The sequence below is a fragment of the Caulobacter segnis genome, assembly GCF_031454995.1.
GTDB classification, from domain to species: Bacteria; Pseudomonadota; Alphaproteobacteria; order Caulobacterales; family Caulobacteraceae; genus Caulobacter; species Caulobacter segnis_E.
Map to the genome: position 1 here is coordinate 113,596 of NZ_JAVDRV010000002.1, position 22,664 is coordinate 136,259.

The window sequence follows — 22,664 nt, forward strand, 5'->3', positions numbered from 1 at the left end:
CCCGAGGGGGAACTTGTCTGGCCGGGGCCGTCTGGGCGCTGACCTCGCCCTTTTTTGTTATTGAAAGTTACTCGCAATAGCGACTATACGCCGGTCGCGTTGATTGTTTGGGTGGGTTTACAGTGCGATTTCAAACCGAGGGCGCGGCTCGTCGCGCCATTCTCGTCTCTGGGCTGAGCCTGGTGGCTCTGTCGGCCGGCGGCGCCGCTCAAGCGCGGCCGGAAGACTCCTCCACCAGCGTCGACCAGGTGGTGATCACCGCCGCCCGCACGATCCTCCCGGCCAGCGCCTTGCCACTGACCGTCGATGTCGTCGACAACGAGACCCTGAACCAGCAGGTCGCCATCAGCGGCTCGATCATCGACGCCGTCTCCAACCTGTCGCCTTCGTTCTCGCCCACGCGCCAAAAGCTGTCCGGGGCCGGGGAGACGCTGCGGGGGCGCTCGCCCCTTTACGCGATCAACGGCATCCCGCAGTCGACGCCGATCCGTGACGGCTCGCGCGACGGCTACACGATCGATCCCTTCTTCGTGGACCGGGTCGAGCTGATCTACGGTTCCAACGCCCTGCAGGGGATCGGCGCCACCGGCGGCGTGGTGAACCAGGTGACGGTTGGCGCGCCCAAGCAGGACGGGGTCTCTGGTCGCGTCCTGGCCCAGACCACCTTTGGTCACGACCTGGGCGACGCCGCCGGCGGCAAGCTCGCGGGCCTGGTCGGTTGGCGCGAGGGCGCGTTCGACGCGACGGCGGGCGTGGCCTATGAGGCGCGCGGCGCCTTCTATGACGCCCAAGGCCGCCGCATCGGCATGGACAACACCCAGGGCGACGTCCAGGATTCGAAGACCCTGTCGCTGTTTGGCCGCTTCGGCTGGCGGATCGATCCCAGCACGCGCCTGGACATCGTCGCCAGCCGCTTCGAGCTGAAGGGCGACGGCGACTACGTGACCGTCACCGGGACCGCCGCGGCGCCGACGGATGGTTCGCGCCTGACCCGCCTGCCGACCACGGCGTATCGCGGCGCCGTGCCGGGCAAGCCCGCCCAGGGCCGCGTCGAAACCCTGTCGGCCTCGCTGACCGACGATGACCTCCACGGCGGCGCCCTGACCGCGCAGCTCTTTTTCAACCGCTCGCGCGACACGTTCGGCGGCGACAAGAACGCCACCTTCCAGGACGCCAGCATCGCCCCGTCGGGGACGCTGTTCGACCAGTCCTCGAACCGATCGCGCAAGCTGGGGGCCCGGGTCAGCTACGAGCGCGCCGTGCCGGGCGTCGAAGGGCTGACGGCGACCGTCGGCCTCGACGCCCTGAACGACCGCACCGAACAACTGCTGATCGCCACCGGCCGCGCCTGGGTGCCGCCGACCAAGTTCCAAAGCGTGGCGCCTTTCGTCCAGGGCAACTACGCCCTGCTGGATGGCAAGCTGCGCTTGGCCGGCGGCGTCCGCTTCGAGAACGTCAAGCTGAAGGTCGACGATTTCACGACCCTGGCCTTCTATGGCTCGCGCAAGGTCGCCGGCGGTGATCCCGAGTTCAAGGCGACCCTGGCCAATGGCGGCGTCGTGTTCGAGCCGGTGAAGGGGCTCCGCGTCTACGGCAGCTACGCCGAGGGCTACACCGTGCCGGACGTGGGCCGCATCCTGCGCGCCATCAATGTCTCCAACGTGGATGTCGACACCTACCTGGCGATCGAACCGATCGTGTCGAACAATCGAGAGCTGGGCGCGGAGATGAAGCGCGGTCCGTTCGACGCCAGCGTCGCCTACTTCTGGTCCTCTTCGAAGCTCGGTCAGCTGCTGGTCAAGAACGCCGGCGGCGTCTTCGACGTGCAGCGCCAGCGCGTGGCGATCGAGGGGCTGGAGGTCAATCTGAAAGCGCGCACGCCCGTGCCGGGTCTTGATCTCTCGGCCGGCTACGCGCGGCTGCGCGGCAAGACCGACTCCAACGCCGACGGGAAGGTCGAAACTGATCTCGACGGCGCCAACATCTCGCCCGACCGCCTGAACCTCGCCGCCGACTACCAGACGGGCAAGTGGGCGCTGCGCGTTCAGATGCAGTCGTACCTGTCGCGGAACATGCAGCGCGCGCTCGTGAAGGACGACTTCGAGGGCTACACGGTCGCCGACGCCTTCGTACGCTACCAACTGCCGGTCGGCGCCGTGTCGCTGGGCGTCCAGAACCTCTTCGACAAGCAGTACCTGACCTACTACTCGGACACGACCCTGCCGGCCAAGGACAAGGTCTACGCCGGACGTGGCCGTACCGCGACCCTGGGCTGGGAAGCCCGCTTCTGATGAAGACCCTGCGTCTGCTGCACCGCTGGACCGGCGGCTTCGTCGGGCTGCTGCTGGCGCTGCTGGGCCTGAGCGGCGCGCTGCTGGTGCACGAGGACGCCTTCCTGCGCGCCACCGTGCCCCACGCCGCGGACGCGCAGCGGCAGGACACGGCCAGCCTGGCGGCGGCGGCGACGAAGATCTTCGCCGCCGAGGATCGTCCGCGCTCCATCGTTCTGGCGACCGACCGGCTGGGCCTGCACAAGCTCGCCTATAAAAGCGAGCGGGGCGCCTACGCCGATCAGGATGGGAATATCGTCCAAAGCTGGACGTCGAACTGGGCGCGGCCCGAGGCGTGGCTGTTCGACTTCCATCATCATCTCTTCAATGGCGACGCCGGCGAAATCGTCGGCGGCGTCATCGGGCTCGTGGGCCTGGGCTTTGTGGCGACGGGCCTGATCCTGTGGTGGCCCACGCGGCGGCTGTTCCAGTTCCGGCCATGGCCCAAGGCGGCGAAGCGCGCGGCCATCGTCCATCATCACCGCGATCTGGGGGCTTGGGTGGCGCCGCTGCTGATCCTGTCGCTGACGACCGGCGCGGCGATGAACCTGAAGTGGTTCTCCCGGGCGCTTCGAGCGCCGTTCTCGCCGCCGGCCGTGGTCGAAGCCGCGTCCGCCCCGCCCAAGGTGGTCGGGGGCAAGCTGGCCAAGGACCTCGATTGGGCGAAGGTGATCGGGGCGGCGAAGGCGCGCTTTCCGGACGCCGAGGCGCGGACGATCGCCTTGCCGGCCAAGAAGGGCGGCCTGATCCAGATTCGTCTTAGACGCCAGGCCGAGTGGTTGCCGAACGGCCGGACGGTGGCCTGGTTCGATCCCGCCGATGGCCGCATGGTGGCCAGTCGCGACGCCCTGGCCCTGCCGCTGGGCGCCAGGATCGCCAACGCCGACTATCCGCTGCACGCGGCGAAGGTTGGCGGCCTGCCTTACCGCCTCGTGATGACGACATCGGGTTTGGCGCTGGCGCTGCTCGGGAGCCTGGCGGTGGTGACCTTCTGGGGCAATCCAAGTGGCCTGCCGCGTCGCCGCGTCGCTCGGCGGTAGCCGCGCGTCGTCAGCGCGGTTCGAGCGCCCGCAACGCCTTCACCAGGCGCTGGATCTTGGCGTGCGCGCGGCGCGCGGCGTCCAGGCGCTCGGGCGAACGGTCGCTCGCTTCGGGGATGACAAAGCCATCGCGGCCGCGGCGAACGATCTGGCCGGCGGCCTCCAGCGCGACAAAACGGCGGCGCACGGTCTCGTAAGGCTGGCCTAGGGAATAGGCGACCTGTCGTATCGTGAGGGGACGGCGCTCGCGATCCGGCGGCGCCCTGTCCAGCGTGGCGAACTGGTCAGCCGGCAGATGGGCGCAATTGCCCGCGCCTAGCGCGGCCAGCACGAGAACCGCCAGCAGATCGCCATCATGGGCGTCGATCCCCGCCACCAGCTGGTCCAGCAGGAAGTCCATGGCGACGCGACAAGCGGCGCCGCCCGGCGGGCCGCTTTCGGCGAAGGTCTGGGGCGGCGTGCTCGGGTCCGCCAAGGCTAAGCTCTGCATGCCTATGCAAAAGGCCGACAGCGCGCCAAAGGCCATAGGACAGGTTGCCGCGGCGTCAGGGCGAAGCGGCTTCCCGCGAGGAACTCGCCAGGGCTTCCACCGTCTGCGGATCGCCGGCGTCGGACGCGCTGAAGATCAGAGTGCGGGTCACGCCCAGGCGGCGGATATTCACCTGATTGACCTGGTCGCCATAGACGTCAGCGAACATGGGCGCGCGCACCGTGACGGCGGTCGAGACATCGGCCGGCGAGGCTTGCCCCGCGTACTCGAAGCGGACCTCGTCGGCGCCCAGGGTCATGTCCTTGAGCGTGAGCGGCACGGGCCGGCCGGCCACGGAGACGCTGAAGCGCTGGGCCATGTAGCGCTTCAGCGTCTCGACCGCTTCGGGGTCGTCCAGGCTGGCCTGGGCGTTCGGCGCGATGACCGCCAGGGCCGGCTCGGCGTCGTGCGCGGGAACGCGGTGGCTGACCGTCACCGCGCCGGTCTTGGCGTCGATCTCCACGACGCTCAAGGCGCCGTGGCCGCGGTGCGCGGCCGCCGGAGACGCGGCGAGGGCGAGCCCCGCCGCCGCCAGCAGGACGGCCGCGCGTGGGATCACTTGGCGCCTTCGCCCTTCTTGGCGTCGCCGCTGGGACGAGTGGCCAGGCTGTCGCGACCGACTTCCAGATCGGCGTCCTTCATCCGGTTGCCGGCTTCCGGCGGCTTGGAGATCTTGAGGGTGGTTGGGACGATCGCGCCTTCGTAGACGTTGTTACCGCGATCGGCGTCGGCGGTCTCCCATAGCGGGTCGAGCTCGGCGCCCTTCAGTTGCTTGGCCGAGGCGTACTGCCAGGTCACTTGCTTGGAATTCCGCCGCCAGATCTCGGCCGGGATGCGGACGGTCTCGGACGTGCCGTCGGCGAAGTCCATTTTCAGGATCACCGGCATGACCAGGCCGCCGACATTGCGGAAGGTGAAGCGGTAGAGGTTGTCCTTGAAGTTCTGCGCGGCCTGTTCCTCGGGGGTCAGGTCCTCGCGCGACGACTTGGCCTTCTTGCGGGCGCTGTCGAAGACGGTGAACTCGTCGGTCTGGTCGTAGAAGTCGCGGGTCTTCGGATCCAGTTCGACGACCGTCTTGCCGGTGTTGCGGCTGGCGGTCAGCGATTCCGGCTCCTTGGCGCGTTCGGCCTTGCGCACGGCGGCCTCGGCGTCCGGATCGCCGCTGTCGACGCGGCCTTGGACGATCTTGTCCAGCGCGATGTCGACGTGATCGGTCGAGTAGAACCAGCCGCGCCAGAACCAATCGAGGTCGACGCCCGACGACTCTTCCATGGTGCGGAAGAAGTCATACGGCGTCGGGTGCTTGAAGCGCCAGCGGTTCGAATATTCCTTGAAGGCGCGGTCGAACAGCTCGCGGCCCATGACCGTCTCGCGCAGCACGACCAGCGCCGTCGCGGGTTTGCCATAGCCGTTCGGGCCGAACTGAATCACCGAGTCCGACTGGGTCATCAGCGGCACCTGGTCCTGGCTGACCATGTACTCGACGATGTTCTTGGGCTCGCCTCGACGCGAGGGGAACTTCTTGTCCCATTGCTTCTCGGCCTGGAACTGCAGGAAGCTGTTCAGGCCCTCGTCCATCCAGGTCCACTGACGCTCGTCGGAATTGACGATCATCGGGAAGTAGTTGTGGCCCACCTCGTGGATCACAACGCCGATCAGGCCGTACTTGGCGCGGTCGGTATAGGTCAGCTTGCCGGTCTTCTTGTCCTTCACCGGCCGGGGGCCGTTGAAGCTGATCATCGGATATTCCATGCCGCCGACCGGACCGTTGACCGACTGGGCCACGGGGTAGGGATAGGCGAAGGTGAAGTCCGAATAGACCTTCAGCGTGTGGGCGATCGACTTGGTCGAATAGGCGTCCCAAAGCGGCCGGGCTTCCTTGGGGAAGAACGACATGGCCATCACCACCGGGTGCTCGGCCTTGGGGTCTTCCTGCTTCACGCCCAAGGCGTCCCAGACAAACTTGCGCGAGCTGGCCCAGCCGAAATCACGGACGTTGCTGGCCTGGAAGACCCAGGTCTTCTCGGTCGTGGCCTTGCCCTTCTCGGCGGCCACGGCCTCCTCGGGCGTCACGACATAGACTGGCTCGCTGGCCGTACGGGCCTTGGCCAGGCGGTCGCGCTGGGCCGGCGAGAGCACCGCGGCCGGGTTCTGCAGCACGCCGGTGGCCGAGACCACGTGGTCCGATGGCACCGTCAGGGCGACGCGGTAGTCGCCGAACTCCAGCGTGAACTCGCCCGAGCCGAGGAACGCCTTGTTGTGCCAGCCTTCATAGTCCGAATAGACGGCCAGGCGCGGGAACCACTGGGCGGCCTCGTAGATGCAGTTGCCGTCCTCGTCCTTGCCGGTGAAGCACTCATAGCCGCTGCGACCACCGACGATCTTGTTCTCGATCAGCGGCAGCGTCCATTCGATCACGATCTTGGTTTCGCCGCCGTTGGCCTTGACCGACTGGGGCAGGTCGACGCGCAGCAGCGTGTCGACCACGGTGAACTTCAGCGGACGGCCCGAGGCGTCCTTCACCGACTTGATCGTGAAGCCGCCTTCCCACTCCTTGAAGCGCTGGATGCGGCGGATCTCGTTCAGGCTGACGCTGTCGCCCGAGACGGTATCGGTCATCTCGGCGATCGAATTGCGCTTGGCGTCCTGTTCCAGCAGCAGCCACAGATAGGGCAGGCTGTCCGGCGAGTTGTTGCGATAGTTGATCGTCTCGCGGCCGGTCAGGGTCTTGGTGTCTTCGTTCAGGCGCACGGCGACGTCGTAGTCGACCTTCTGTTGCCAGTAGCGATAGCCCGGCGCGCCCGAGGCGTTGCGGTAATCGGTCGGGGTGGGCCAGTCCTCGCCTTCTAGCTGCCGGAACTTGTCCTCGAACGGCGCCTTGGTCTGCTTGATGGCGTCGGCGTGAGCAACGGAAGCGGACAACGCGGCCGCGATGACGCCGGCCACGGCGTAGCGAATGGAACCCTTGGACAAGCTCAGCCCCTCAATTCAGAACCCTGATGAACCCCGCCGGCACCTTGACCATGGCCGAGGGGGAAATCATCCCTTTTTTCCGTCCGGGAGCGTCAGAAACTGATCTTGATCCCGGCGCGTGCGGTCCGCGGCTCCACGGGATGGAAATGGACATCCTCGACGCCCTCGGCCGGCTCGCCGGGCAGCCTCGACGCATACAGGTAGGCGATGTCGTCGCGCTTGCTGTTGGTCAGGTTCAGCACCTCCACCATCAGGCTGGCGCGGCCCAGGTCCTGGACGAACAGGGCGTTGACCAGGCTGGTGGGGCGCGAGCGGACCGAATTGTCCTCGATCAGCGGCGCGCCGCCCAGGCGGCGATAGGTCAGCGACAGGGTCGAGCCCTTGATCGGTGTCCAGTTGGCGCCCGCGCTTAGCACCGAGCTCACCGCGTTCGGAATGCGGTCGCCGTCCGGCGGATCGCCGGCGAAGCGGGCGTGGGTGGCGGCGTACGAACCTGTCAGGCCGAGGCTGGACGTTGGCCGCCAGTCGGCCAGCAGCTCCACGCCTCGTCGGCGCGTCGCGCCGCTGGCCTCGGTGAACCCGGCGTCGCCGACATAGACGAGCTCCGAGTCCACTCGCAGCGCCCAGGCGGCGGCGGTCAGCGTCAGGTCGCCGCGCCGCCAGCGTAGGCCCAGCTCCGCGCCGTCGGTGGGCGACAGCAGCGGGGCGCGTTCGGCGGGATCGCCGGTGACCGGATCGACCGTGATCACCGCGCCGCGCGCGTCGTTGGAGTGGAAGCCTCGTCCCGCGTCCGCATAGAGCTCGAAGGACTTGGAGACGCGCCAGGCCAGGGCCAGCTTGGGGCTGAGCTGGAGGTCGCTGACCGTTCCGGCGTTGCGAGGATCGCCGGCGTCGACGTCCGCGCCCATGGCGTCGGCGCGCAGGCCGAAGGTGGCGTCCACCTTGCCAAAGCGTCTGGAAGCCTCGCCCCACAGGGCCGTCGACCATTCCGTCAGCGCGTCCTGGCGAACCGTCGCGCGCCGGGCGCGGGCGGTGGTGCGGTAGAGACCAACCTTGCCGATGTCGTCCACGCGGGCCGAGACGCCCGTGCGGGCGTTCCAGCCGTCGCCCAGGCTCCATCGCTTGATCAGCGAACCGCCATAGACCCAGCGGCGGTCAACCTGCTCGAACTGGTCGCCGTTCACCGGATCGTCCAGGAAGTAGGTGAAGTTCGAGTAGAGATCGAGCGTGTAACGCTGGACGTAGACGACGGCGTCCAGGCCCCTCAGCAGGTCGCGGCGGCGGGCCGACAGCATGTAACGCGAGGTGTTTCCGCCGTCGGTCGTGTCGACGGCGTCGAGCCGGCCCAGAGCGCCGGCCTCGACCGCGCGGCGCGGAATCTGGTCGGTGGCGTCCCACTTGGCGTCGTAGGCGAGGGCGGTGATCGACCAGCCACCGACAAGCGCGCGGCTCAGGATATTGATCTTCCGGAGGTCTTCGGGGTTCGACCACGCGCCGCGCGTGGTCGAAAGGTCGGCGGCCACCAGCAGGTTGTCGGTCAGCGCCTTCGAGCCGACCGCGCGATAGTAGTCGTTCTCGCCCGCCCAGGCCTGGAGCCCGTCGCCATGCAGGTGGTCGGCGGTCTCGAAGGCGACCGCGCCAGCGGTGGCGAAGTCGCCGTTCTCGGCCGAGTAGGGGCCTTTCTTGAAGCCGATGTCGTGGACGAACTCGGGCGTCAGCAGGTTCAGGTCCAGATAGCCTTGGCCATGACCGTGTGAAGGCAGGTTCAGCGGCACGCCGTCCAGCGAGGCGGCCAAATCCGTGCCGTGGTCCAGGTTGAAACCGCGCAGGAAGTATTGGTTGGCCTTGCCCGCGCCGGAATGCTGGGTCGCGGCCAGACCTGGCACCGCCTCGATCAGCTCGCCGGGCCGGAGCAGGGGACGGACGGCGAAGTCCGCGTAGGCGATGCGCCCCTCGCTGGCCGAAGTCGCGCGGCCAAGGTCGTTGGCCCGCCGGCCCCAGACCGAGATCGCCTCGACCTCCTGGGCTTCAGCGAAAGCGGGGAGGGTGGCTAGCACGAGGGCCAGCAGGGAAATGTTACGCGCCATGGCCGGCTGTTACCGGCGAGCCCCGATGGGAGCAAGATGGTCGCGTCACGCCGCTTTCAGCAGGCCATCGAAGTACTCGATGGTCTTCATCAGCCCGACCTTGAGCGGCGCGGTCGGCGTCCAGTCCAGATGCCGCTTGGCCAGCGTGATGTCGGGCTGCCGCTGCCGCGGGTCGTCGGAGGGCAGGGGACGGTGAACGATCTCCGATGGACTGCCTGTCAGTTCCAGCACCAGTTCAGCCAGTTGCTTCATCGTGAACTCGACCGGATTGCCCAGATTGATCGGGCCGGTCATTTCGTCACCGGTGTTCATCAGCCGGATCAGGCCTTCGACGAGGTCATCGACATAGCAGAACGAGCGCGTCTGGGTTCCGTCGCCATACAGCGTGATGTCCTCGCCCTTCAGGGCCTGAACGATGAAGTTCGACACCACCCGCCCATCGTTGGGGTGCATGCGTGGACCATAGGTGTTGAAGATCCGCGCGACCTTGATGCGTAGCTTGTGCTGGCGCCAGTAGTCGAAGAACAGGGTCTCGGCGCAGCGCTTACCCTCGTCGTAGCAGGAGCGGATGCCGATCGGATTGACGTTGCCCCAATAGCTCTCGACCTGGGGGTGGATGGTGGGGTCGCCGTACACTTCGGAGGTCGAGGCCTGCAGGATCTTGGCCTTCACCCGCTTGGCCAGGCCAAGCATGTTGATCGCGCCGTGGACGCTGGTCTTGGTCGTCTGCACGGGGTCGAACTGGTAGTGCACCGGGCTGGCCGGACAGGCCAGATTGTAGATCTGATCGACCTCGACATAGAGCGGCATGGTCACGTCGTGACGCAGCAGCTCGAAGCGCGGGTTCGACAGGTTCTGGGCCACGTTCAGGCGCGACCCGGTGTAGTAGTTGTCGACGCAGAGCACCTCGGCGCCGCTTTCGAGCAGCCGGTCGCACAGATGCGATCCGACAAAACCCGCGCCCCCGGTCACGAGAATTCTCTGCGTATGCATCGCGCGATCGGTCTCCCCAGGGACTCAAGTCGATTCTGGTTGTAACGCGCCGCGGGTCGCGTCTCCAAGTTCGGGTTTCGCGAGGAGCCGTGACAAGGTGACGTTGGTCATTTCGGCCTGGTGAAGGATGTCGCTGATGCGCCGGCGGAGCGGTCGAACGGCTGAACTCCAGTCCGCTAGCCGCGCCCCCAGAGCCGTTCCCATTTCCAGCCGGTCAGGTCCTCGACGATCCGCTTGGACTCGGGACTCTCGGCCTCGGTCGCGCCCGCGCGCAGGCGCTCGACCTCGTGGACCAGAACCTCGTGCGTGCGGGCGTTCAGGCGGAAGCGCCAGGAGATGAGCATGCCAGCGATCATCACCAGCAGCGGCCCGCCGACCATGACCAGCACCAGAGCCTGGATAGCTTCCGGCGTCTGCTGGGCGAGCGGCTGGCCCTTGGGGGCCGAGACGAAGCCGCCCAGGCCGATCAGGCTGGTGGTCAGCAGGATCGCGCCGGATTGGGCGACCTTGCGGGTCAGGGTCATGACGCCGGCGAAGATGCCTTCGCGACGCTGGCCGGTGACCGCCTCGTCCACATCGGGCAGGTAGTTGTAGACGCCCCAAGGCACGAAGTTCAGCGTGCCGCGGCCCAGGCCCGCCAGGATGATCGGGACGAACAGCCAGAACAGCACCGCCGGGCTCGAAGCCAGATTGAAGATGTTGCCGTTCAGCGCCGCGACGCCTTCGGCAAAGCCCGCCGGACGGATCAGGTAAAAGGCCAGGAACAGCAGCAGGGCCGCGCCGACGCTGGTGATGGCCATGCGGTAGGCGACCACCGGGCCGGTGCGGATGATGACCCGGATGGCGATCATCACCGAGATCAGCTGCGCCACGTACATGGTCGTCATCAGCTGCGAGATGATCAGCGTCGAGCCGACCATCACCGTCGCCACGAACAGCGGGAAGGCGGTGTTGAAGATGTCCTGGCTGATATAGCCGCCCAGATACAGCGACAGGTGCTGGCGGAAGGCCTTGATCTTCAGGGTCGAGAACAGGTCGCGGAACATGTTGACCGGGATCAGCGCCGCCTTGCCCCAGTCCATCGGTTCGGGGCGGATCAGCTTCTCGTCCTCGGTGTAGGGGCGCTCCCACGACAGCAGGATCACCAGGGTCACGACCAGGCTGAACAGCACGCCGAAGATCGCGGCCATGATCAGGAAGGTGTTGGGCGAGTCCTTGCCGCCGAAGTGGTTGATGATCAGGGTCGGCAGGTACGAGGCCAGGATCGCCGAGCTCTGGGCCACCAGCATGCGCGCGCCGGCGAACTTGGCCTTCTCCTTGTAGTCCTTGGTCATCTCCGCCGCGAGGGTCTCCCACGGGATCAGGAACATCGTGTAGACGAACTCGAAGAAGATGAAGGTCGTCAGGTAGTAGGCGAAGGTCTGGCCCGTCACGAAGATCAGGGCGAAGGCCGGCAGCAGCGGGATGGTCAGGATCAGGAAGATCTTCCGCCGCCCGATCTTCCGCCCCACCCAGGTGTGACGCAGGTTGTCGGAGATGTAGCCGATCAGCGGACACGTGATCGCTTCCAGCAGGCGCGGCAGGCCCAGGATCAGACCCGTCTCGACCGGCGAGAGCCCGCAGAATGTGATGAAGAAATAGGCCAGCCAGCCGGTGATCACCGCCTGGGCGCCAGCGCCGAGCATGTCGCCCGAACCCCAGCCCCAGTAGTTGATCCAAGTGGGCTTGCGCGCGTCCGAACTGGCCATGTGCTTCCGTTCCCGGTTCCGGGGTCTTACCGCCCCATCCGGTCCGACCGCGAGGGCCGGACCGGTAATCGATACAAAGGCTTGTGGGGCCTAGATGAAGGCGCGCTGGAACTCGCCCAGCGCCAGCATGGCCAGCGACTGGCCGTAGGGCATCGAGGTCAGCGGGATGTCCTTGTAGCCCTGGATCGTGTCGAACACCGGGGTGCCGAACGAGACCTGCTGCAACTCGCCCTTGTCGTCGATATTGGCCAGCACGCCCTTGATCGCGCGGATGGCGACGGTCTCGTATTCCTTGCCGATGTAGCGCTTACGCACGGCCTTCAGGATGCCGTAGGCGAAACCCGCCGTGGCCGAGGCCTCCAGGTACGAGGTCTTGTCGTTGATGATCGTGTGCCACAGGCCCGTCTCCTGGTCCTGGAACTGCGTCAGCGCCTTGATCTGAGCTTCCAGCGCGTCGATCAGGAAGGCGCGCAGGCCATCGCCCGGCTTCAGGTCGAGCAGCTCGATGAACTCGGGGATCGCGATCGTCACCCAGCAGTTCCCGCGCGCCCAAAGGGCGTCGGCGAAGTTGTGGCGGCCCAGGAACGTCCAGCCGTGGAACCACAGGCCGGTCTTGCGGTCGGCCAGGTACTTGATGTGGACCATGAACTGGCGCTTGGCCTCCTCGACGAAGTCGGGGCGGTCGAGCAAGAGGCCGATCTTGGCCAGCGGCAGCACGCTCATCATCAGCGTGTCGTCCCAAAGCTGCTGGGGGTTCTCGCTGTTGAAGACGATGTGCTGGAAGCCGCCTTCCTCGGTGCGCGGGCCCTCGTACATGACGTAGTCGGCCCAGGTCTCGAGATAGGGGATGTAGGTGTGGTCGCCGGTGGCCTCGTACAGATGGGCCAGGGTCAGGAACGGCGAGACCGTGTTGATGTTCTTGGTCGGGGTGCCGGCCTCGAAGCGGTCGGCGAACCACTGGGTCATGATGTCGAAGGCGCGTTCGTCGCCGTGCATCTCGTACTGCTTCCACAGGCCGTAGAGGCCGACGCCGTGGGTCCATTCCCAGTCGTTCCAGCCCTTGGTGTCGATCACCCGGCCGTCGTCGAGGCGCAGCAGGAATTCGCCGGTCTCGTCGGTGATGTCGACCAAGTTGCTGATCAGGGCGGCGATCTTGGCCTTGATGTCCTTGGCCTCGAGGCCGTGGGCGAGATTGGGCACGGGTGTCTCCAGTATCAGTCGGCGGGGGAGCGCCGGTCTTTAGGGTTTGAAGTCGGGCGCCGGGACGCGGGCGACGGGGACACCGCCGCGCACCGTGCGCAGGTTGACGAGCTTGACGGATTCCAGCGCGTCGCCGGGCGCGCCGTCGCTGGTCACGGCCAGGGCGATGGTGTTCTTGCCGCGCGGATCGATGATGCCGGTCGGCAGCACGAAGGTCCGTTGCGGGCCGACATGGGCGATGAACTGCCCCATGTTCCAGCCGTTGACGAAAATCAGCACGCGATAGCGCTTGTTCGGCGAGCGCGGCTTGTCCGGATCGCCGATGGTCAGGCCCAAGCTCACGTCGTGATCCTTGGGCAAGGCGAGGTCGAAGCTCGTCCGATACCAGGTCGTGCCGGCGTAGGGCTGGGTGGCGGCCATGTCGGCCTTGGCCCAGGCCGTATCTGGGAAACCCGGCAGGTGCCAGCCCTGGCGCTCGCCGTACTGGCCGCCATTGTTGAGCGAGCCGCGCACGGGATCGACGATGTCCTCGCCGCCCTTGTTCCCCTGGATCTTCCAGGCGATCGGGACCGCGAAGCTGTAGGTTCCTGGGCCCGACAGCGAGGCCGAGACCAGGCCGCGCGCCTCCTTGTGGAAGTCGTCGGCGTCGAGATCCCAGTTGTGGCCGTTGTTACGGACCATGACAGAGAGCACGTGCTCGCCTGTCCCGCGCAGCTCGGCGGGAATCTGGAAGGTCGCGACGCCGGTCGTGATCGGACGCGGAAGGCCGCCGTCCAGCTCGTGCTGGCCCAGGAACTTACCGTCCAGCCAGACCTGAAGCATCCCCGCGCCGCCGGCGCCGTAGTGCAAGGTCAGGGTGTCGATGTCGGCGCGGCCCTGATAGCGGCCGCGATACCAGACGTCGCCGTTGTGGAAGCCGTAGGTGCTCATGTCGAGCGCTGGCTGGCCGGTCGGGCCGCGCACGGTTGACGCGCTGCGCCGGCCTTCGGTTTTCATCCAGGCGCTGTCGTCGAACTTGGGATCGGCCTCGGGCGAGCCGGTGGCGGTCTTCCAATCGAGTTTGGCCAGATCGGGCAGGGTGATCGCCGCCGGGCCGGCCAGCGGCTTGTCGGCTAGCAGGCTGCCCGACGCGGTGGCTTTGGCCACGACCTTGGCGCCGTTCCAGTGAAGGGCGGTCGCGGCCTTGGGCGCGAAGACTTCCAGCGGACTGTCGGCCTCGGTGTCGCCGGTCAGGCTGAGCACGCCGCCCTTGACGGGAGCGCCGCGCACCAGGCCTGGGCCGCGCAGCAGCACGTCGTCACGTCGCCAGAAGGTCTGGCCGGTCTCGGCGTCGGCCAACAGCAGGGTGAGGGGAGGACGGCCGCCGCCGGTGATCCGGACGCGGGCCAAGCCCTTGTGCGCGTAGGTCAGCTTCAGGTCGCCCTTGACCGCGTCGAAGCTCGACGCCACGTCGCCCTCAATGATCTCGACCTTCGGGGCGCTCGCGTAGCGCAGCACCGTCTCGCCAGCCTCGCCAGCGCGGCCGTATAGCAGGGCCAGATCGCCGTCGTTCCACTTCAGGTGCGTCTGGATCTCGGACGTCGAATAGACCAGCCGCTGGCCGCCCAGGTCATAGCTGGCCATCAGCAACTTGCTGTCCTGGCCCTTGATCCGCGAAGGGACCACGTACTCGCCGTCGCGGGTCTTCACCGTGAAGGTGAAAGCCTCGTCGCCCGTGGCGCTGCTGGGGTTATGGACCACCACATAGAGGTGGCTGCCCGTCTCGGCGTTGACGTTATGATAGACCCGGACCTTGTCGTTCGAGGGAACGACGGCCTCGCCCTTGTCCATGCGGGTGAGGTCGGGGACGGCGTTGATGAAGTCGCCCATCTGCTTCATCACCCGCGCCTTGTCGCGCAGGCCGCGAGCCTCGTCGATGGCCGAGCCGTAGTCGTAGGACGTGAACACCACCGGCGCTGGCAGCCAGCCCCAGCTGGTCCCGCCATAGGTCATGTAGAAGCTCTGCAGGGTCAGGCCGTTGGCGATGTTCGTGCCGTAGAACACGCGCTGATAGCCGACGCCGCGGTGAAGGGCCGTGCAGTCGTAGTCGCCGTTGCTGCCCCAGTAGTCGAACCAGCCGCCGCCAAACTCCGCGAGGAAGCCCGGCGTATTCGGGCTGGCCGAGGCGCCGCCCTTGGCGCCGCCGGTTCCGTAGATCCCCCAGTCCGGCGCGACACCGGGGCTGGAGGGCGTGGAGTCGACCTTGCAGCTCCCGCCAGGATAGCCGTCGAACGCGTAGAGGTCGTTGGGTCCCTCGACCGTCCCCGGGACGTTGGAACCCTTGGGGACCCAGTAGCCGTTGCGACCCTTGTCGTTATGGAAGATCGGAACGGTGATCCCGTCCGCCTTGGCTTTGTCGGCCAGCCACTTCATGTAGCGCTGCTGCGGCGCGCCGACGACGTCCAGCTCGTTCTCGATCTGGTGAGCGATCACCGTGCCCTGGCCGGTGGTCAGCTGGTGGCGCGCGATGACGGCGTTGATCTGGGTCAACCACTCGTCGGCGGCCGTGATGTATTCCGGCGCGTCGGTGCGGGCGCGGGCCTGCTGGTTGACCAGCCAGCCGGGGAAGCCGCCGCGCGTCAGCTCTGCGTTCACATAAGGCCCGGCGCGGGTGATGACGTAGAGGCCTTCTTCCTTGGCCATGGTCAGCACGCGGTCCATGTCCCGGATGCCCGAGAAGTCGTAGACCCCTTGCTTGGGCGAGTGGTAGCCCCAGTCGAAATAGATCGCGACCGTGTTATAGCCGCTGGCCTTCATCTTCTGGAGGATGTCGCGCCACAGGTCCGGGCTCGGGACGCGGAAGGGGTGGAACTCGCCGCCCCACGAGAAGAGCCGCTGGCCGTCGACCATCAGCGAGTACTTGTCCCAGGTGATCTTGTGGGCCTGCGCCGGCTTGGCCGCGACTGCCTTGTCGCCGCCCTCCTTCAGCACGGTGAAGTGACGGACCGTGCCCGAAAGCTCGGGCAGCTCGGTCTTCGGCGTCCAGGTGCGGAAGCCGTCCTTGCTGTCCGAGAACCAGTAGCGCTTGGACATGTACTCGTCGAAATAGATGCGCCAGCCGCCGTCGGGCGTCCGGGCCATGGCCGGCCCTTCCAGGAAGCGGCCCCAGCCAGCCCAGTCGCCCGTCCCCTTGGGCTGCCAGGGGCCGTCCAGCGAGGGCGCGGTCCAAAGCTCGATGAACTTGCTGGTCTCGTTCTTGGCGAAGGCCTGGTAGAGGCTTCCCTCGCGCAACACGAAGGTGTCGATGAAGTTTGGACCCAGGCCCGCGAGTGGCTTTGGCGCGGTCCAGTTGGCCAAGGACGTGTCGTTGGCGGTGATCCGGTAAGGCTGGAACTGGCCGGCGATTCCCGTGGTCGAGACTGAAAGGATCAGGCTGATCGAGCCGTCGGCGTCGACGAACCATTCCGGCGCCCAGCTGTTGGTGGCGCCCGGAACCTCGATCTTCACATCGCGCAGGAACGTCCAGTCCGTGAGGTCCTTGCTACGCGCTAGGCCGATCGTGTCGCCCGACCAGCCGGTGGTGTAGGCGACGTAGTACCAGCCGTCGGTGTGCTTCATCACGCTGGGATCGCGGATCAGCCCCTTGGGCGGCGTGTAGGCCAACGGTTTCTTCAGGGTGAAGCGCGTCCCGTCCGCCGAGTCGTAGACGCTCATGTTCGACTGGCTGGCGTTGGTGAACGCCGTCATCGTGTAGCGGACGGGCTCGGCCCCAAAAGACGGGATGGGGGCCGAGGTCGCCAGCAGGGCGGCTGTCAGGCCAAGGGCGGGGAGGGCGCGCATGCTCTCAACCCTCGAAGTAGAAGACGGGCTTGAGCGGCCATTCGACCGGCTTGTTGTCCGGATGCACGTCCATCAGGTCGGCCATGTAGGCCCACCAGCGCTTCATCACCGGCTGTAGCGGCAGGGCGTCCTTCTTGTGGTCGGGGCGCAGGCGCAGCACGGCGAAGAGGCTCATGGTCTCTTCGTCCAGGAAGATCGAATAGTCATGGACGCCCGCTTCGCGCAGGGCTTTGGCGAGGTCCGGCCAGAGTTCGTCATGGCGGCGCTCGTACTCGGCCGCGACGCCCGGCTTCAGCTGCATGCGGAAGGCGAGGGGGCGGCTTTCCGTGGTCGTGCTCATGTCGTCCTCCCGTTTTGGTCTTGTTCTTGTCAGTTTGGCAGTCGGTAGATCCGCCGGGCGGAGCCGGCGAAGAGCGCCTCTCGCTCGTCGTCGCTGAAGCGGGCCGTGATCGCGTCGTAGGCCGCGTAGAAGCCGCCGAAGCTCCCGTGAACCTTCTCGACCGGGAAGTTGCTGGCGAACATGCAGCGCTCGACGCCGAAGGTCTCGATGACCTGGAGGACGAAGGGCCTGAGGCTCTCGACGGTCCAGGCGCGATCGATCATGGCGAGACCGGAGATCTTGCAGCTGACGTTCGGACGCTGGGCCAGCGCCGCTAGGCCGTCGCGCCAGGCGGCGAGGCCGGCCTCGTCCCGGTCCGTGGGCATGCCGGCGTGATTGATGATCAGCGGAATGTCCGGATGGGCGTCGGCCAACTCGGCGGCGACGGCCATCTGCGAGGGATAGAGCTGGAGATCGAAGGACAGGCCGTACTTGGCCAGCAGAGCGAAGCCCTCGCGCCAACGGGCGTCGAGCAGCTTGTCCGTGGGGCCGTAGGTCTTGGCCGGGTCCTGGTGCCAATTGACGATCTGGCGGATCCCTCGGACGTTCCGCCGCGCCGCGTGCGCCGCCAGAATCGCCTCGACTCCCGGATCATCGAGATTGGCCCCGGCGACGATGCCGCCGATCACGCCGCTCTGGTCGGCGATGGATTGCAGCCAGTCGGTTTCCGATAGCTGGTCCTTCGGCGGCAGGCCGCATTCGACATGGACCACCTCGACGACGTTCCAGCCCTTGGCGTCGGCCAGATAGTCGTCGAGGCGATAGGACTTGTAGGCGATCGGGGACATGTCGCCGGCCGGATTGTTCGGCAGCGGCGTGTCCTGAAGCCAGGCGTAGTAGTGCCGATCGAGGTCCCACAGATGCATGTGGGGATCGACGATGGGGCCCGTGTACGCCATGGCTCCAACCTTCCTAGAACGTGGTCCGGCCGCCGGAGGTGTCGAAGGTCGCGGCGGTGGTGAAGCTGCACTCCTCCGACGCCATGAAGCAGACCATGGCGGCGCTCTCGTGGACTTCGCCGAGGCGGCCCATCGGGATCTTGCCCTTCATGTACTCGACCTGGCTCGGCGGAAGCTGTTCCAGGATCGGGCTTTCGAAGGTGGCCGGGGTGATGCTGTTGGCGATCACGCCCTTGGTGGCCAGCTCCTTGCCCAGCGACTTGGTCAGGCCGATCACCGCCGCCTTCGACGCCGAATAGGCGCCGGCGTTGGGATTGCCCTCCTTGCCCGCCACCGAGGCGACGTTGACGATTCGGCCGTAGCCGTTCGTCAGCATGAACGGCACGACGGCCTTGCAGCTGTAGAAGACGCCGTTGACGTTGATGTCGAACACGCGCTTCCAGCTGTCGGTTGGATACTCGTACACGGTTGCCGTGGCGCCGGTGATCCCGGCCGAAGCGATCAGGATGTCGATCCGACCCAGCGCGGCGTTGGCCGCTTGGGCGGCGGCCAGGACGGCGGCTTCGTTGGAGACGTCGAGCGCCACGGCGTGGCTCGCGCCGATCTCCTCGGCGGTGGCCGTCAGGGCTTCCGCATGGAGGTCCCACAGCGAGACCTGGCCGCCCTCGGCGATGATCCGGGCCGCGACCGCCTTGCCGAGACCCGAGGCCCCACCGGTGACGACGGCCGTGCGGCCAGAAAAGCGATTGGCGTAGACGGTGCTCACGCGACGCCTTCCTTGGTCCAGGAAACGACGATCTGGCGCTGCTCGCCCAGCTTCTCGATGCCGAGGCGCATCTCGTCGCCGGCCTTCAGATAGACGGGCTCGGGCTTCTGCCCCATGCCCACGCCGGGCGGGGTCCCGGTGGTGATCAGATCGCCCGGCTCCAGCGTCATGAATTCGCTGATGTACGAGACCAGCTTGCTGATCGGGAAGATCATGGTCTTGGACGAGCCGTCCTGCTTGCGCTGGCCGTTGACCTCCAGCCACATGCCGAGGTTCTGCGGGTCGCCGACCTCGTCCGAGGTCACCAGCCAGGGGCCGATCGGGCCGAAGGTGTCGCAGCCCTTGCCCTTGTCCCAGGTGCCGCCGCGCTCGATCTGGAAGGCGCGCTCGGAGACGTCGTTGATCAGCACGTAGCCGGCGACATAGCCCAGCGCCTCGGCTTCGGAGATGTAGCGGGCGCGCGAACCGATCACGACGCCCAGTTCGACTTCCCAGTCGGTCTTCAGCGCGCCCTTGGGCAGCATGACCGGGTCGTTCGGGCCCTGGATGCAGCTGACGGCCTTGGTGAAGATCACCGGCACTTCGGGGATCGGCAGGTTCGACTCCGCGGCGTGGTCGGCGAAGTTCAGGCCCACGGCGATGAACTTGCTGACTCCGGCGACCGGGCAGCCATAGCGGGGCGCGCCCTCGACGAGGGGCAGGGTGGTCGGGTCGATCGCGGCTAGCGCGTTCAGGCTGGCGGGCGACAGCTGGGCGCCGGTGATGTCGGACACGTGAGCCGACAGGTCGCGGATCTTGCCGTCGGCGTCGAGGAGGCCAGGCTTTTCGGAGCCCTTGGGGCCGTAGCGGAGCAGTTTCATAGGTCTCGCCTTGAGGGAGGACTAGCGGACGTAAGGCCGGTGCAGACCGACCTCGCGATTGAGTTCGACGCCGAAGCCCGGCGCGTCGGAAAGCTTGAGCTTGCCGTTCACCGGCACGGGTTCGCCGATCAGCTGCGGGTGGAACATCGGCACCACCTCGTCGGCCTTCGGAGCCATCATCAGGAACTCCGCGAACGGGCTGTTGTGGCGCGTGATGACGAAGTGGTAGCTGTAGACGGACGAGCCGTGCGGGATCATCATCACGCCCTTGCTGTCGGCCAGGTTGGCGATCTTGATCAGCTCGGTGACGCCGCCGCACCAGCCCACGTCCGGCTGGATGATGTCGCAGCACTCCATCTCCAGCAGCATGCGGAAGCCCCAGCGGGTGGCTTCGTGCTCGCCGGTGGTGACCAGCATCCCGGGGGGCGCGTTCTTCTTCAGGTCGCGATAGCCCCAGTAGTCGTCGGGGCTGAGCGCTTCCTCGATCCACTTCAGGCCATGCTCATGGGCCTTGTGGGCCAGCCTGGTGGCGTAGTTGAGGTCCAGCGACATCCAGCAGTCGAACATCAGCCAGAAGTCCTCGCCGCAACGCTCGCGCATCGTGGCCAGCTCTTCGATGTTCTTGCGCAGGCCTTCCTCGCCCTCGGCGGGGCCGTGGTGCAGGGGCATCTTGCCGCCGATGAAGCCCATCTGCTTGGCGAGGTCCGGGCGCGCGCCGGTCGCGTAGAAGGTCAGCTCGTCGCGGACCTTGCCGCCCAGCAGGGCGTAGACGGGTTCTTGGCGCAGCTTGCCGAGAAGGTCGTAGAGAGCCAGGTCGACGCCCGAGATGGCGTTCACCACCAGGCCTTTGCGGCCGTAGTACTGGGTCGAGAAGTACATCTGGTCCCAGATCTTCTCGACCTCGGTCGGGTCGCGGCCTTCCAGGAAGCGGGAGAGGTGCTTTTCGACGATGTAGGCGGCCGGTTCGCCGCCGGTGGTCACCGCGAAGCCGATCGTGCCGTCGGCGGCCTCGATCTCGACGACCAGCGTGCCCAGCACGTTGATGCCGAACGATTGGCGGCTTTGACGGTACTGGGGATAGCGCGACATCGGCGTGGCGATGTGATCGTCGATCCAGTGACCCGCGCCCTGATCATGATAGTCGGCGCCGCCCCCTCGGACGACGAAGGCGCGGACGTGTTTGATGACGGGGAACGCCATGGACGACGAGGCTCCAACCTAATGGGCGGTCGCCCTAGACGACACCCGAGACAAGGAAGGCTCTCCCGCCGAACATTTCGACAAGACTCGGCGCGGTTTGGCCGCGCCTACCTCCCCAACACAACCTATGACACGCTATCGGTTCATCTGGCTCGTCGGCGAGAAGAGTCGCCGAGCGCCCGCTTGCCTTGCGTTCCACAATATGAGAGGTAGTGCTATAAAATGAAACGAGCGTCAAGGGGACCGGAGACAATGGCGGAGGGCGATAAAACGGCGCCGAAGTCTCCCAGCGGTAGTCAGACCCTGTTTCGGGGCCTCGACCTTCTGGACGTGGTCGCCGAGTCCGGAACCATCGCCCTGCCGGCGCTCGCCAAGCAGTTGGGCCTCACCCGCAGCACGACCCATCGCTTGGCCACCGCCCTGGTCGAGCGCCGGTTCCTGTCGCAGGCGCCGCGCGAGGGCTACAGCCTTGGCTCGAAGCTCCTGGAGCTGGGCTATCTGGCCAGCCAGCAGATGGACCTGCCGCGGATCGCCCGGCCACATCTCGAGAAGCTCTGGGAAGACACCGAGGACACCGTGCACCTGGGCGTGCTCGACGACGGGCGGGCGCTCTATCTCGACAAGCTGACCGGCCGGCGTCGGATCAACATCAGCTCGCGCGTCGGTGATCGCCAGCCGATCCGCTCGACGGGTCTGGGCAAGGCTCTGGTGTTGGACGAGGTCGAGGACCGTTGGCGCGCGCTCTATCGCTCGGAAGGCGCGCCAGCCCCAGGCGCGCCCGATGAAGCCCAGTGGATCGACTGGATGCGAGACTACGCCAAGCGCGGCGTGGCCTTCGACCTCGAGGAGAACGAGGACCGCATCCGCTGCGTCGCCGCGCCGATCCGCGGCCCCTCGGGTCAGATCGTCGGCGCGATCAGCGTGTCGGGCGCGGCCCAGTACATGGACGATGACCGCATGAAGGCGCTGGTCGACGACGTGCGCGACACCGCCGACGCCATCGGCCGCGACCTGGGCTGGAACGGCAAGAGAACCGTCGGCAAAAGCTAGGCGGACTGTAACGGAGTGGAGAAACGATGCTTCTGAAGGACAAGGTGGTGCTGGTGACCGGCGCCTCGCAGGGGATCGGCAAGGCCGCCGCGATCGGCTGCGCGCGGCACGGCGCGGACGTCGCCATCAACTACCACTCCGATGAAGCGGGCGCGGCCGACGCCGTGCGCGAGATCGAGGCTCTGGGCCGTCGCGCCATCGCCGTGAAAGGCGACGTGGCCGAGGTCGAGACCGCCGCGACCTTCGTTCAAGCCGCGGTCGATGCGTTCGGCAAGGTCGACGTCTTCGTCAACAACGCCGGTATCTGCCCCTTCCACGCCTTCCTGGACATGCCGCCCGAGGTCATGGAGCGGACGATGAAGGTGAACCTGTTCGGCGCCTACTACATGGTGCAGGCGGCGGCCAATCAGATGGTCCGCCAAGGCCACGGCGGCGCGATCATCGCCGTCAGCTCGATCAGCGCCCTGGTCGGCGGCGGCATGCAGACCCACTACACCCCGACCAAGGCCGGCGTGCACAGCCTGATGCAGTCGACGGCCATCGCGCTGGGCAAGCACGGCATCCGCTGTAACTCGGTGCTGCCGGGCACCATCGAGACTGCGATCAACAAGGAAGACCTCGCCGACGTCGCCAAGCGCGAATACATGAGCGGCCGCATTCCGCTGGGCCGTCTGGGCGAGCCCGACGACTTGGCCGGGCCCATCGTGTTCCTGGCCTCGGACCTCGCCAAGTATGTCACCGGCGCGGCGCTGCTGGTCGACGGCGGCGCTTTCGTGAACCTGCAGTAGGCT

17 protein-coding genes are annotated in these 22,664 nt (G+C 66.8%); 4 read left to right on the top strand and 13 right to left on the bottom strand.

What is annotated here, in order from left to right:
* The first annotated feature begins 122 nt into the window (after positions 1 to 122).
* Positions 123 to 2,291: a TonB-dependent receptor gene (locus J2728_RS06780; protein ID WP_309997737.1), complete on the top strand. Its 2,169-nt coding sequence runs from the start codon at positions 123 to 125 to the stop codon at positions 2,289 to 2,291.
* A complete protein-coding gene (locus tag J2728_RS06785; RefSeq protein ID WP_309997740.1) occupies positions 2,291 to 3,370 on the top strand; it encodes a PepSY-associated TM helix domain-containing protein in 1,080 nt (359 codons plus the stop codon). The genes J2728_RS06780 and J2728_RS06785 overlap by 1 nt, the downstream gene beginning before the upstream one ends.
* A 10-nt stretch (positions 3,371 to 3,380) precedes the next feature.
* Here J2728_RS06785 and J2728_RS06790 read toward each other — a convergent pair whose 3' ends face one another.
* From J2728_RS06790 to rhmD, 13 genes are all read right to left on the bottom strand, one after another.
* The gene (locus J2728_RS06790) at positions 3,381 to 3,845 is read right to left on the bottom strand and encodes a hypothetical protein (RefSeq protein ID WP_309997741.1); all 465 of its coding nucleotides are present in this window, start codon (positions 3,843 to 3,845) and stop codon (positions 3,381 to 3,383) included.
* Between the two features lie 70 nt (positions 3,846 to 3,915).
* On the bottom strand, positions 3,916 to 4,458 hold the full coding sequence (locus J2728_RS06795; RefSeq protein WP_309997743.1) for a DUF6702 family protein: 543 nt from the start codon (positions 4,456 to 4,458) through the stop codon (positions 3,916 to 3,918).
* Positions 4,455 to 6,878: a M1 family metallopeptidase gene (locus J2728_RS06800; RefSeq protein ID WP_309999415.1), complete on the bottom strand. Its 2,424-nt coding sequence runs from the start codon at positions 6,876 to 6,878 to the stop codon at positions 4,455 to 4,457. The genes J2728_RS06795 and J2728_RS06800 overlap by 4 nt, the downstream gene beginning before the upstream one ends.
* An 86-nt stretch (positions 6,879 to 6,964) precedes the next feature.
* A complete protein-coding gene (locus J2728_RS06805) occupies positions 6,965 to 8,959 on the bottom strand; it encodes a TonB-dependent receptor (protein ID WP_309997745.1) in 1,995 nt (664 codons plus the stop codon).
* 45 nt (positions 8,960 to 9,004) lie between these two features.
* Positions 9,005 to 9,952 (bottom strand): UDP-glucuronic acid decarboxylase family protein, encoded by a 948-nt coding sequence (locus tag J2728_RS06810; protein WP_309997746.1) that lies wholly within the window; start codon positions 9,950 to 9,952, stop codon positions 9,005 to 9,007.
* 176 nt (positions 9,953 to 10,128) lie between these two features.
* A complete protein-coding gene (locus J2728_RS06815; RefSeq protein WP_309997747.1) occupies positions 10,129 to 11,700 on the bottom strand; it encodes an MFS transporter in 1,572 nt (523 codons plus the stop codon).
* A 90-nt stretch (positions 11,701 to 11,790) separates the two neighbouring features.
* Positions 11,791 to 12,900: a beta-galactosidase BglB gene (bglB, locus tag J2728_RS06820; protein ID WP_309997750.1), complete on the bottom strand. Its 1,110-nt coding sequence runs from the start codon at positions 12,898 to 12,900 to the stop codon at positions 11,791 to 11,793.
* 39 nt (positions 12,901 to 12,939) lie between these two features.
* A complete protein-coding gene (locus tag J2728_RS06825) occupies positions 12,940 to 16,719 on the bottom strand; it encodes a beta-galactosidase (protein ID WP_309997752.1) in 3,780 nt (1,259 codons plus the stop codon).
* Between the two features lie 4 nt (positions 16,720 to 16,723).
* A complete protein-coding gene (gene rhaM / locus J2728_RS06830; protein ID WP_309997754.1) occupies positions 16,724 to 17,059 on the bottom strand; it encodes an L-rhamnose mutarotase in 336 nt (111 codons plus the stop codon).
* Positions 17,060 to 17,088: 29 nt separating this feature from the next.
* Complete coding sequence (locus J2728_RS06835) at positions 17,089 to 17,997, bottom strand: amidohydrolase family protein (RefSeq protein ID WP_309997755.1); 909 nt, start codon at positions 17,995 to 17,997, stop codon at positions 17,089 to 17,091.
* Between the two features lie 13 nt (positions 17,998 to 18,010).
* Positions 18,011 to 18,763: an SDR family NAD(P)-dependent oxidoreductase gene (locus J2728_RS06840; protein ID WP_309997756.1), complete on the bottom strand. Its 753-nt coding sequence runs from the start codon at positions 18,761 to 18,763 to the stop codon at positions 18,011 to 18,013.
* Complete coding sequence (locus J2728_RS06845; RefSeq protein ID WP_309997757.1) at positions 18,760 to 19,623, bottom strand: fumarylacetoacetate hydrolase family protein; 864 nt, start codon at positions 19,621 to 19,623, stop codon at positions 18,760 to 18,762. The genes J2728_RS06840 and J2728_RS06845 overlap by 4 nt, the downstream gene beginning before the upstream one ends.
* A gap of 21 nt (positions 19,624 to 19,644) precedes the next feature.
* On the bottom strand, positions 19,645 to 20,823 hold the full coding sequence (gene rhmD, locus J2728_RS06850) for an L-rhamnonate dehydratase (protein ID WP_309997758.1): 1,179 nt from the start codon (positions 20,821 to 20,823) through the stop codon (positions 19,645 to 19,647).
* A gap of 252 nt (positions 20,824 to 21,075) precedes the next feature.
* On the opposite strand from rhmD, the gene J2728_RS06855 reads away from it, so the two are divergent.
* Positions 21,076 to 21,873 carry an IclR family transcriptional regulator gene (locus J2728_RS06855; RefSeq protein ID WP_309997759.1) on the top strand — a complete coding sequence of 266 codons (798 nt, stop codon included), beginning with the start codon at positions 21,076 to 21,078 and terminating at the stop codon, positions 21,871 to 21,873.
* 26 nt (positions 21,874 to 21,899) lie between these two features.
* Complete coding sequence (locus J2728_RS06860; protein WP_309997762.1) at positions 21,900 to 22,661, top strand: L-rhamnose 1-dehydrogenase Lra1; 762 nt, start codon at positions 21,900 to 21,902, stop codon at positions 22,659 to 22,661.
* Positions 22,662 to 22,664: the final 3 nt, after the last annotated feature.